The organism is Rheinheimera maricola (genome assembly GCF_016918075.2).
GTDB lineage: Bacteria > Pseudomonadota > Gammaproteobacteria > Enterobacterales > Alteromonadaceae > Alishewanella > Alishewanella maricola_A.
In genome coordinates, this window is sequence record NZ_JAERPS020000004.1 from 15,915 (window position 1) to 27,200 (window position 11,286).

8 protein-coding genes are annotated in these 11,286 nt (G+C 51.2%); all 8 read right to left on the reverse strand.

What is annotated here, in order from left to right; genetic code table 11:
* Positions 1–32: 32 nt before the first annotated feature.
* The 8 genes from I4W93_RS11365 to I4W93_RS11400 all read right to left on the reverse strand — a co-directional run bounded on the left by I4W93_RS11365 (position 33) and on the right by I4W93_RS11400 (position 11,121).
* A complete protein-coding gene (locus I4W93_RS11365) occupies positions 33–1,328 on the reverse strand; it encodes a porin (RefSeq protein WP_205311667.1) in 1,296 nt (431 codons plus the stop codon).
* Between the two features lie 126 nt (positions 1,329–1,454).
* Positions 1,455–2,339 (reverse strand): cysteine synthase CysM, encoded by an 885-nt coding sequence (cysM, locus tag I4W93_RS11370; protein WP_205311666.1) that lies wholly within the window; start codon positions 2,337–2,339, stop codon positions 1,455–1,457.
* Between the two features lie 410 nt (positions 2,340–2,749).
* Entirely contained in the window at positions 2,750–3,493 is a 744-nt protein-coding gene (locus I4W93_RS11375) for a TrmH family RNA methyltransferase (RefSeq protein WP_205311665.1), read from the reverse strand.
* Positions 3,490–5,139, reverse strand: a complete 1,650-nt coding sequence (locus I4W93_RS11380; protein ID WP_205311664.1) for an amidohydrolase — start codon at positions 5,137–5,139, stop codon at positions 3,490–3,492. Before I4W93_RS11380 ends, I4W93_RS11375 begins: the two co-directional genes overlap by 4 nt.
* 76 nt (positions 5,140–5,215) lie before the next feature.
* On the reverse strand, positions 5,216–6,259 hold the full coding sequence (locus I4W93_RS11385) for a M48 family metallopeptidase (protein ID WP_205311663.1): 1,044 nt from the start codon (positions 6,257–6,259) through the stop codon (positions 5,216–5,218).
* Positions 6,259–7,353 (reverse strand): YjgN family protein, encoded by a 1,095-nt coding sequence (locus I4W93_RS11390; RefSeq protein ID WP_205311662.1) that lies wholly within the window; start codon positions 7,351–7,353, stop codon positions 6,259–6,261. The genes I4W93_RS11385 and I4W93_RS11390 overlap by 1 nt, the downstream gene beginning before the upstream one ends.
* Before the next feature lie 129 nt (positions 7,354–7,482).
* Positions 7,483–9,462, reverse strand: coding sequence for a pectate lyase family protein (locus tag I4W93_RS11395; protein ID WP_205311661.1), 1,980 nt, complete (start codon positions 9,460–9,462; stop codon positions 7,483–7,485).
* A gap of 273 nt (positions 9,463–9,735) precedes the next feature.
* A complete protein-coding gene (locus I4W93_RS11400) occupies positions 9,736–11,121 on the reverse strand; it encodes a class II fumarate hydratase (RefSeq protein WP_205311660.1) in 1,386 nt (461 codons plus the stop codon).
* Between the last annotated feature and the right edge of the window lie 165 nt (positions 11,122–11,286).

Here is an 11,286-nt window from a genome sequence, read left to right on the forward strand (position 1 = left end):
TCCTTGTTTTATCTGCAAAGCCGCAGCAGCGGTTAAAAGTAGTAGCCGATATTAATGTTAAAACGACGCTCGGTTTCGCTGCTGTCACCAGCTGCACTGCCACCGACAAAGGGCTGATTTCTGGCATGTACCAGATCAAAATAGGTAAATAAGCCACCGGCGGCGACCGAAAAGCCGGTTACGTTCATCATGGTATCGCGGCTGTTGTCAGACTTGTCGTACACTAAACCGTAGTTGTTATAGAACTGCAACCCGGTAACCGGCCCCCATTCAATGGGCAGGCTGTAGGCCAGGTTAATAGTGCTGGTTTTGGCTTGGGCGGCAATGCTGTCGTAGAAGGCGTAGGCACCTACCGCCATGCGGTCAACATCGTCGATGTTGTACTGATATTCACCGTGCTGCAGTTGCAGGTTCCAGCGCTGATAATGGCTGTTTAAGTGCAGTGCCCAGGCATTGTAACTGCCGGCCCGGTTGCGGCCATTATGCAGGCCACCGGCCAGCGCGGATACGCCCAGTTCAGTGCTAAAGTCGTTGCTGTGTTCAAATTGATAAGCAAAACGGCCGGCGAAGGTGTTGTACTCGCCCAGAGGTTGCGCCGGGTCGTCATAGATGCCGTCATCGCTCTGGCGAAAACCGACGATGTCATAAGAATAGCGATCAGCGCGGCTGCTGACATAGCCATCGACGCCACCGAGTTCATCATTTTTAAAAAAGCCTAAATCCAGCTGCCAGTTGTCAGCCAATCGGCGTTTAAACAACAGGCCCAGGTCATGATCATCTTCCAGCCCAAGGTAATAGTTAGTGCTAAAAAAATAGTTATGCGAATTATAGGGCCAGTTACCAAAGGGTACCTGGGTAATACCGGCTTGCACCTGCCAGTCTTCGTTCAGCTGATAGCCTACGTAAGCATATTTAACGGCGGTCATATAATCGAAAAAGCGGATCTCGGCGTTTAGCAGCACATCACCGATGCTACCGTTTAAATTCAGCCGGAAAATATCAAAAGCAAAATCGCCGCCGCGGTTTTTATTGCCGTCGCTGTACGAGGTGTGGCTGTAGTTGGTACGGATAGCGCCACCAAGCTTAATGCCGTCTTGTGGTTTTTTGCTGTCATCAGCTGCGGCCTGTTGTTGCGCTAATTGTTGCGCCACTATCGCGGCGGCTTTTTTGTCAGCAGCTTCCTGTTCGGCCAGCCGTTGTTCCAGCGCAGCAATTTGTGCCTTTAATGCCGCCAGTTGCTGTTTTATATCGTCGGGTTCATTGGCAAGGGCAGAAAAATGGCATAGCCCGATGGCAGCAATCAGACTGATACTGCGAAGTGAAGACATAGTAAATCCTTAATTTTGTATCAGATTTAAAGCAGAAGGGCTTTAAAGGATAGCGCAATCTGGCGCTTAGGCCAAATTAAGCGGCCAACAGGACGTTGGCCGGGGCAAGACGAAAAACGGTATAGGCTAGAAAATACCGGAGGATAAATAGCGGTCACCACGGTCGCAAATAATCGCCACTATGACGGCGTTATCATATTGCTGTGCCAGTTGTATCGCAGCGTGCACGGCGCCGCCGGAGCTGACGCCGGCAAAGATACCTTCTTCACGCGCTAAGCGGCGCATGGCGGTTAGGGCATCATCCTGGCTAATATCAATGATCTGATCGACGCGGCTTTTATCAAAAAAGCCCGGTAAATACGCCTCGGGCCAGCGCCGAATACCCGGAATGCTGGCGCCTTCGGCCGGTTGCAGGCCAATAATCTGAATAGCCGGGTTTTGCTGTTTAAGATAACGCGACACACCCATAATGGTGCCAGTGGTGCCCATACTGGAGACAAAGTGCGTAATTTGCTGCTGGCTTTGCTGCCAAATCTCCGGGCCGGTGCTGGCATAATGCGCAGCCGGGTTATCTGTATTGTTAAACTGGTCCAGCACTATGCCTTTGCCATCGGCCTGCATTTGCAGCGCCAGATCGCGAGCGCCTTCCATGCCTTGCTCTTTGGTCACCAGAATAAGCTCGGCGCCATAAGCGCGCATGCTGCTTTTACGCTCTTCGGTAGCGTTATCTGGCATAATCAGCGTCATGGCGTAGCCTTTAATCGCCGCCGCCATGGCCAGTGCTATGCCGGTATTGCCGCTGGTGGCTTCAATAATGCGATCGCCGGGCTTTATGCTGCCGCGCCGTTCGGCCTGCACTATCATATTCAGCGCCGGCCGATCTTTTACCGAACCGGCCGGATTATCGCCTTCCAGTTTTAATAACACAGTACTCTTGGTATGCGCCGCCATACGTTGCAGCTTTACCAAGCGGGTTTGGCCGACAAGATGTTCAATGCTGGGAAAGCTCATGGGCAGTACCTTAAATTAGCAATATATAAACTGGCGACAGTGTAGCGCAAAGCCGCTTAGCTGTTAATGCTTAAGCACGGCGTCGCCAATAGCAGATGCAACGTCAAAGTGAGTTTTAACTGCGCATTTAACCCGGAGCATAAAACGGATTTTATTCCGCCGCCAGCTGTTGAACGTTTTATTGCAAGAACACTGACAGTGATAGAAAAGGAGTTTAAGCCAACTTATAGGCAGCCGCAGGCTGCCTTATAACTGATAGCAAAGATGTTGTTTATTTAGCGACAAATGCTGATTAGTTTAGCAGGATGTAAAAACAAGATAGAAGGGATAAACGCGCGATGAAAGCAGGGGTTTTGCCTTCTAATAAATCCAGTCCGCAACTACTGCTAGTATTTTCACCGTTGATACTACTAACTAAGCCTTAGCAAATTATCGCAAATTACCGCGGCAGCGATGCCAACATTGAGTGATTCCGCCTCGCCAAAGGCGGGGATGGTGATTTTACGGCTTATTACGCTTTCTAACTCTGCGCTGATACCATTGGCTTCATTGCCAAGCACGATAAAACCACCCGGTTGGCTAAGTCGCAGCTGATGCACCGACTCGCCACCCAGATAAGCGCCGTACACCGGCAGCGCGGCTTGTGCCAGCAGCGGCTGTAGCGGTTGGTAATGCAGCTGCACGCGTAAAAACGAGCCTTTAGCGGCGGCGATAACCTTGGGGTTGTAGCAATCGGCGGTGTCCGGTGAGCAGACAATATGCTTAATGCCGTACCAGTCGGCAATGCGGATAATGGTACCCAGGTTACCCGGGTCGTTAATTTGGTCCAGCACCAGCACAAAACCGTGGCTGTGCGGCACAAAATCGCTCTGTGGCGGCATTTTTACCACCGCCAGTGCGGCGTCGTTACTGGCAAAAGTACCGACTTTTACCAGCTCATCGGCGCTGCATTGTTGCACCAGCGCCGCTGTTTTTAATTGCTGCGAGTAGCGTTGTAAAAACGATTCGGTGCCAAACACCGCCTCGACCTGCCAGCCGGAGGCCAGTAGTTCTAATACGGCTTTTTCGCCTTCAACAAAAAACAGCTGTTCGGCTTTGCGGTATTTTTTTTGCTGCAAGGAGCGGATCAGCTTGCTCCACTTTTGACTGATCATTTAGCAAACACCTGCTTACCATTAACGTAGGTTTGCTCAACGTCTACCCGCCACAGCTGCTCGGCAGGTATGTTATAGATGTCGCGGTCGACCAGAATAAAGTCAGCCCAGCTGCCGGGCGCCAGCGTGCCCATGCTGTTTTCCTGAAAGGCGCCATAGGCAGCGTCAACGGTAAACGAGCGTAATGCTTCGGTTAAGCTGAGTTTTTGCTCTGGCAACCAGCCGCCAACCGGTTGGTTATCCTGGCTTTGCCGGGTGACTGAGGCATGAATGCCGTGAAAGGCGTTGGCCAGTTCGACCGGAAAATCTGAGCCACCAACGATAATGCTGCCCTGGTCAATAAAGCTGCGCCAGGCATAGGCACCACGCAGGCGGGCGACACCTAAGCGGTCACCGGCCATATTTTTATCTGAGGTGGCATGCACCGCCTGCATCGCCGGCAATACATGCAGTTTGGCAAAGCGCGGAATGTCTTTGGGTGAGACAATTTGCGCATGTTCTACCCGGTGGCGGCTTGCCTCACGCTTATCTTCTGGCACTAATTGCTCGAAGCGATCCAGCACCAGTCGGTTAGCTAAATCGCCGATGGCATGCACATTGGTTTGAAAACCGGCATTGATGGTCAGCTGCATAATCTGCGTTAACTGATCTGGCTGGGTCACCAATAAGCCTTTTTGCGACGGTTGGTCGCTGTAGGGCTCTATTAAGGCGGCGCCACGGCTACCCAGGGCGCCATCGCCGTATATTTTTACCGAGCGGATATCCAGATAATCTGTCGGATCATCGACAATGCCGGCGTTTAGCCACTGTGGCAGCTGGGGGTCGCGTGCCGACAACATCGGGTAAATACGCATTGGTAGCTTTTGCTCTGCCGCCAATTGCTGATACAGCCTTAATGTATCGGTATCAACGCCGGCCTCGTGCACGCTGGTAATGCCCAGCGCCAACAAGTGTGCAAACGCCGCGTTTAACGCCCGTGCCTTGGCGGCGGCATCTGGTGATGGAATATGTTGCTCCACCAATAGCATGGCATTGTCAATTAACACCCCGGTCGGGTTGCCTTTGCTGTCACGCACTATTTCGCCACCGGGCGGGTCGATACTGTCTTTAGTAATACCGGCCAGGGCCAGTGCTTTGCTGTTTGCCCAACCGGCGTGCGCGTCTACCCGCTCTAAATACACTGGTTTGTCGTTAATGGCTTCGTCCAGCAAGGCGGAGGTGGGAAACTGATTCGTCGGCCACAGCACCTGGTTCCAGCCGCGGCCTATGATCCACGGTGCATCTTTGTTGGCCGCAGCAAAGGCGGCTACCCGCGCTACCGCATCTTGCTCGCTGCTGCTGCCGCGCAGTTCTGCCTGCGCCAGATTCTGGCCTAAACCTAGTACATGGCCGTGGCCATCAATTAAGCCGGGTAACAGGGTTTTACCATTGGCACTGAGCCGTTTCGCCGCAGGATATTGCGCAGCAACTGCTGCATCACCACGTGAGAGCACCTTGCCGCTTTCGTCATCAAACACGAGTACACTAAATTGTTGTAATTGGCGCTGGTTGTCAAAGCCATAGCCTTTAACATCGCTAAGTACAACCGGTGCGGCACTGATGCCAGCGCTGAATAACGCGCAGGCTAAGCTGGCAAGTTTAAACATAAGGTGTTGTCCCTGTTTGGTTTTACCACAAACTATAACAATAAAACGGCGCCAGAGGAATCTGGCGCCGGGAACACTATTGGCTGGGTTGTGTAGCCTGTTGTATACGCTCGCGGGTATCGGGGTGGGTGCTGAGGTATTTTAACAGCGTGGAGGATTCTGCCGACTCCTCGCTATGCTGTGCCAGCAACGCCGACATGGCATCGGCAAAGGCGCTGGGGGTCTTACCTAAAACGGTTAACTGCGCAATGGCAAATTGATCGGCCTCACGCTCCATATCGCGAGAAAACGCATTTTGCAACAGCACTGAGCCAGAACCCAGTAGCAAATCGGCTACGCCTTCCGGGTTACCAAACATAATACCAATAACCAGGGTTGCGCCCAACGATTGAGCCACCAAGCGCACGCTGTGCTGGCCTTCAACATGACCGATTTCGTGCAATAACACCGCCAGGATAGCGTCCGGGTTGTGTTTAAGCAGCAATACCAAATCATCGGTAATCACCACAGTGCCATCGGGCAAAGCAAAAGCGTTGGCACCAAAGAACTCCGACTTAAACAGGTGCAACTGATAGTGTTGTTGCTGCAGATGTAATTGTTGCAGCGCCATTTGCCAGTGGTAGCGCACCATAGCTTGCTCTGGTTGTGGTAGCTCGGTGGGGCTGAGTACCGTTTGCTGCAAGCTATAAAAGGTTTGCTCGCCCATCTGCTGTTTTACTTTGTCGGGCACCAGCGGCACGGCAGCACTGGCCAGCATTGGCATTAAATCGACAATGATCCACCACAGTAATAGTGGCGATAACACAATCGCCGCAACAATAGACAGCTTGTGGCTTTCCAGCCGGGCGGCTAAGTTGGCGCGCCCAGACAGCTGTGGCCAGCGAAAGGCGTTGTCGTCTGGCACAAATACCGCGCCATCGCGCAGTCGCAGCTCTACTGGCAGCCCGGGAATAACTACTCCAAAGCGATAGTCTTCAGTGCCAGCTTGCGCCAGCATGTCATTGGTTTGTTGGCAGCGCACGGATAAGTATCCGCCAGCATCCAGCGTGGCACTGGCGGCATACAGGGTGCTGCTGCCGCTGTGCTGAAACTGGCCGCTAATAGCATTGGTACTTTGCATCAGGCGAGTGACACGTCGACATCAAACAAACCTGCGGCTTCCTCACCAAAGGCATTACTGTCGTTTTGCGCTTGATCTACCAACGAATCTATTTGCGGGTATACTGCGACGGTAGTCACTGACGCCATATAGGCGGCTTTGCGGATTTTTGTCCATGGATAAGCCAAACCTAATGTCAGAATGATTGCCAGTAAGTTACTTAAAATTAACCACATGTATGGCATTACTTTCATCTCAGATTTAAATTTCGCTATGCCCGGCAGTTCAGTGCGTTCAAACAGGTGGTTGCGGATCATGCTCTGATACACCGCGCCGCTAAGCGCAAAGCCGACAAAGTACACTACGAATACACCGCCAGAGAGCAAGAGCGCAAAAATGCCGCGTCCCTCTGCGCTTTCTGCGGCCTCACCTGAGAATGCAGCAATAACGGCGACAACGGCGGTTAATATGCCAAACACCATCATTAAGCCAAATATCGCCGCCATGGCGACCAGTGCCGCAATATAGTAAGTGCTGGTATCGGTGCTAACGTGCAGTTTTTTGCCACCAAAGCTGATATTGCTGCACAGATACTGGTCCATTTTTTTCAGCGCCCAAGGCATAGCTAAATACAGCGTAAAAATTGACAGTACGGGCAATAGCACAAAATATTTGAAAGCACCCTTGTACTCGCCATGAAAGGCAAACCGCACATTGCGGTAGCTGGTCATACGCAGATTAAACTTCAGGCTTTGTACAATAAGCCAGGGCGAGACAAACAAAAATGCCAGCGCCAATACTAGCGTTAGCATGGGTGATAAAGAAGACAATACAAAAAACAGCGCAAAAATAATCACCGCAATAATACGGCCCTTTAAAATTTGTATCGGCGTAGCCAAATAACGAAACGGCTGGTTATCCACCCGGGTGTGACCATAGAAATACTGGTTTGTACGCACCTTAGCCCAGGCACTGTATATGCCCAGAGTGACGATGCTAAGTAGCAGGTTGACAATCCAGATGCCAAAAAACTCACCGGCCTTGCCACCAAAGGCTACTTTGCTAGTGCGGGCTGCAGGTTGCGCAGCCGCTTCGTGATTAACGCTATTTTCCATAGTACTGCTTCCTTGTTGTTGTTTCGGTGTAAAACAAAAACAGGATTATAGCGGTAAGTATGGGGATAATGGCAATGAATATTTAACAAAGACTGGCATTGAATATTCAATGCCAGTGATGATGATAACTCAGGGTTGTGCTTCATAGCCGCTGATATCACCTATTCCTGCCGGCAACAAACCTTGCAACATATCCGGCGTATAAGCGCCGGCATCAGTCCATAATACCCAGTCGATATCACCGAGATAGCTACTGCCACCGGCATCACCAATTTGCAGGTAATTGTCAGTGTTGTTGCTGGCCGGGCGCATGGTAACGCCGTCCAATTGCAGTAGCGGCGTATTATTACCGGCGACATATAGCGCTACATTACCGGTAGTCGGTGAGGTTAAGGCGACAGTAAAGTGGTAAACCCGGAACTGACTCATATCCAGTGGGTTTGGCTCGTTGCCTTTACCTGCGGTAACAGAGGATCCGTTATTGGCATTTTCCAATTGCACGCCGGAGTTATTACCATCGTTGCGAAACACTATTTTCAAGCGGCTGGTCGCAGCGGCTGCAGCACTATCGCCCAGCGCAATTTCGGTTTCCAGTACCCGGTTGCCGCCGGCATTGCCTTTAATGCCCATTAGCAGGGTGAAAAACTTCGGGTAAACGCCGTCAGCGGCAGCGACATTGTCCAGCTTGGCCCGGCTGCGGTCGGCGCCGCTTGCGGTGCTGTCAAAGGTTACTGTGCCATCGCCATTGGCGCTAAACAGGTTGGGCTCATCTGTGCCGCCGCTTTGTTGAGGTAAAAATGCGGCCTGGCTACCATCTGGCAAGGTTATGGCGTTGGCAGCAAACGGCTGCAGGCTGGCATCATAGCTGCCCCAGTTTACGCTAACCGGTGGCTCAACCGGGTCGATTGGCACCGGTTCTGGATCAACTGGCTCTGGCTCTGGTGGAGGCGGCGCTGCACACAAACCGGGGCTGGGCGGGGTATCAATTTTGCCGACACCGGCGTACGCCAGCACCGTGGCTTTAACATTGTGCACGGGTAACAGGCTGGCGCTGTAATCATAGGGTGGGCTCAGTTCGCCGGTTGATGCTGCGGTTTCGCCAGCAATAACACCATCGGCCGGGCTTTCCTGCCAGCTGATATTTTCGAAAATATTATCTATCAGCTGCCAAAAGCCAACCTCTTGGCTGTAAAGCGACATTACTGGGTTTTTCATGTCAGCAAAGTGGTTTTGTTCAATGCGGATAACGGCGCCCATACGGCTGTTAATGCCGCTTTCTAAGGCACCGTCATAAAAATTATTGTAGATATGGCCTTTGCCAAAGCGAAATAGCGGCAAGCGTGAATTAACGTTATACCAGTGGTTATGGTGGTAGGTTAGCGTGCGGTCAAAGTTATCGCTGTCGGACGAGCCCACCAGCGAGGTTTTCCAGCTGTGGTGGAATTTATTAAATGAGATAGTAATAAACTGCGCATCACCTTTGGCATCAACCAGGCCGTCATAATAGTCTTTTACCTGATCTTCGCTTAGCGAGGGGTCGTCTACCGTCAGGCTGTTATAAATTTCGTTGTGATCTATCCAGATATTGCGTACCGGCCCTTCCATACTAATGCCATCACCAGGGGCGCCCTGATTGGCCCGGACATGATGGATACGCAGGTTGCGGATAATAATGTTGTTGGAGCGCACGATATTAAAACCGATACCGGCCATTTCGCCCTGGGTACCCAGGCCAACAATGGAAATGTCAGACACATCTTTAATGTCGATGCGTGTATCTTTGGCATTTTGCAGCGTAATGCTACCGTTAACCCAGATGGTGAGTGGCCGGGAAGGGTCTTTATTCTTAATGGCGCTGATCATTTCTTCGCCGGTACAGACGGTCACTTCAACCTTGTTTTCACCACTGCCGCCAGTGGTGCCGCCGTTTTCACTGGCATAGCCGTATACAGTGTCCAGGTCGGTCAGGTTTATTACGCTGGTATCGGGTTCAGGCGCTGGAGTTTCAGTACCGGTATCGGGCTCGAGTACGGGCTCGTTGTCGCTGTTGTTGCAACCGAGCAATAAACTGCTGCCGATTAATACTGCAAGAAGAGTTTTATTAAACATGTTGTAGCTACCCTTTGCTAGGGGCGCCGCCGGATATACTGCTGAACCAGACAAGACACCCTGTTGATTTTAAATAGTTATTTTTATAGTGCAGCGAAGAGTTTTATTTTTGTCTACCGGTGGCATTTTTTCTGCGCACTGCGGCAAAGTTTGCTTGCTGCCAGCCTAGTTATGACTGACTGCGTGATGTAGCAGCAAGTTATGTTGTTAAAATGCACTGGTTTTTCAGCAGAATGTTCGTATTTGAACCAAAGTGTGCTTGATGCTGGTGTCTTATGCTGAACTGATATTGCCGCCTTGACATAAGCGAGCCGGGTCCAGTAACTGTTCAAGTTCACTGCGACTGAAGCTGGTGTGCTCTAGCGCAACGTCCAGCACCGGTCGTTTTTCGCTAAAAGCTTGCTTAGCAATAGCGGCTGCTTTGGTATAACCGATCAACGGATTTAAGGCAGTAACCAATATTGGGTTCAACGCCAGTGTCTTGCTGATATTGTCTTCCTGCACGGTAAAACCAGCAATAGCCTGTTCTGCCAAGGCAGTACAGCTGTTGCTCAGTAGTGAAATGCTTTGCAGCAGGTTGTAGGCAATAAGTGGCAGCATAACATTTAACTCAAAGTTCCCTGACTGGCCGGCGATGGTGATACTACTGTCATTACCGATAACTTGGGCACATGCCATGGCGACGGCTTCGGGGATTACCGGGTTAACTTTCCCTGGCATAATTGATGAGCCAGGTTGCAGTGCCGGCAGCGCTATTTCAGCCAAACCGGCGAGCGGGCCTGAATTCATCCAGCGCAGGTCGTTACTTATTTTCATCAAACACACAGCCAGCGTTTTTAGTGCACCGGAGGTGGCTACTGCACTGTCCTGTGAGCCTATGGCACTAAAAAAGTTTTTGGCGGGCGACAGCCTAAGGCCTGTAATACGGCTAAGGTGATGGCAAAACTCGCTGGCAAAACGCGGATCGGCATTAATGCCGGTGCCAACGGCTGTACCACCTTGAGCCAGTTGTAGCAGTGATGTGGTTTGTTGCTGTATTTGCTGCTCGGCGTTGGCCAGTTGCGACTGCCAACCAGCTAAGATCTGGCTAAAACTCACGGGCATAGCATCCATCAAGTGCGTGCGACCGGTTTTTACAATATGGCCAATTTGCTGGCTTTTACTGACCATTGCCGTTTGCAAGTGTTGTACAGCTGGCAGCAAGTGCTGAAATATAGCCGTGGCAGCACTCAGATGAATGGCGCTGGGGATAGTATCATTGCTGCTTTGTCCCAGATTAACATGATCATTTGGGTGAACGTCTAGCGCCAATTGGCGGCTGGCTAACGTCGCCAGCACTTCGTTTACATTCATATTGCTGCTGGTGGCCGATCCGGTTTGGAATACGTCTAGCGGATAGTGTTGCATATCGGTATTCGCTAACTGAGCTTCGGCTGCTGCCATTATGGCCTCTGCACGCTTAGCATCTAGCAAGCCAAGTTGCAGATTAGCTGAGGCTGCGGCGTGCTTAATTTGGAGTAATGCTTGGATAAAACTCAGCGGTAATTGTAAGCCGCCGATGGCAAAATTTTGCACTGCGCGTTGAGTTTGCGCCTGATAAAGTGCCGTAGCTGGCACCTGTAATGGTCCCATACTGTCGTGTTCGGTGCGGGTTTTCATAGCAATGCCTCAATGTAATGGTTTGGGCTGTGGTTAGATGTGATGGCTTCGTTTGTATATAACCAGTGTAGCATTGCATTAAAGCGATGTTTAAATAGCATTAAAACGCACGGCTGATTGAGTGCAGGGCTATGGTATAAATAGACTTTTCAGTCAGAGGTCGGT

What these genes read in the sequence shown, in the direction of transcription:
- I4W93_RS11365 (WP_205311667.1), bottom strand. Translation starts at nt 1,328, where the DNA reads ATGTCTTCACTTCGCAGTATCAGTCTGATTGCTGCCATCGGGCTATGC.
- cysM (WP_205311666.1), bottom strand. Translation starts at nt 2,339, where the DNA reads ATGAGCTTTCCCAGCATTGAACATCTTGTCGGCCAAACCCGCTTGGTA.
- I4W93_RS11375 (WP_205311665.1), bottom strand. Translation starts at nt 3,493, where the DNA reads ATGATCAGTCAAAAGTGGAGCAAGCTGATCCGCTCCTTGCAGCAAAAA.
- I4W93_RS11380 (WP_205311664.1), bottom strand. Translation starts at nt 5,139, where the DNA reads ATGTTTAAACTTGCCAGCTTAGCCTGCGCGTTATTCAGCGCTGGCATC.
- I4W93_RS11385 (WP_205311663.1), bottom strand. Translation starts at nt 6,259, where the DNA reads ATGCAAAGTACCAATGCTATTAGCGGCCAGTTTCAGCACAGCGGCAGC.
- I4W93_RS11390 (WP_205311662.1), bottom strand. Translation starts at nt 7,353, where the DNA reads ATGGAAAATAGCGTTAATCACGAAGCGGCTGCGCAACCTGCAGCCCGC.
- I4W93_RS11395 (WP_205311661.1), bottom strand. Translation starts at nt 9,462, where the DNA reads ATGTTTAATAAAACTCTTCTTGCAGTATTAATCGGCAGCAGTTTATTG.
- I4W93_RS11400 (WP_205311660.1), bottom strand. Translation starts at nt 11,121, where the DNA reads ATGAAAACCCGCACCGAACACGACAGTATGGGACCATTACAGGTGCCA.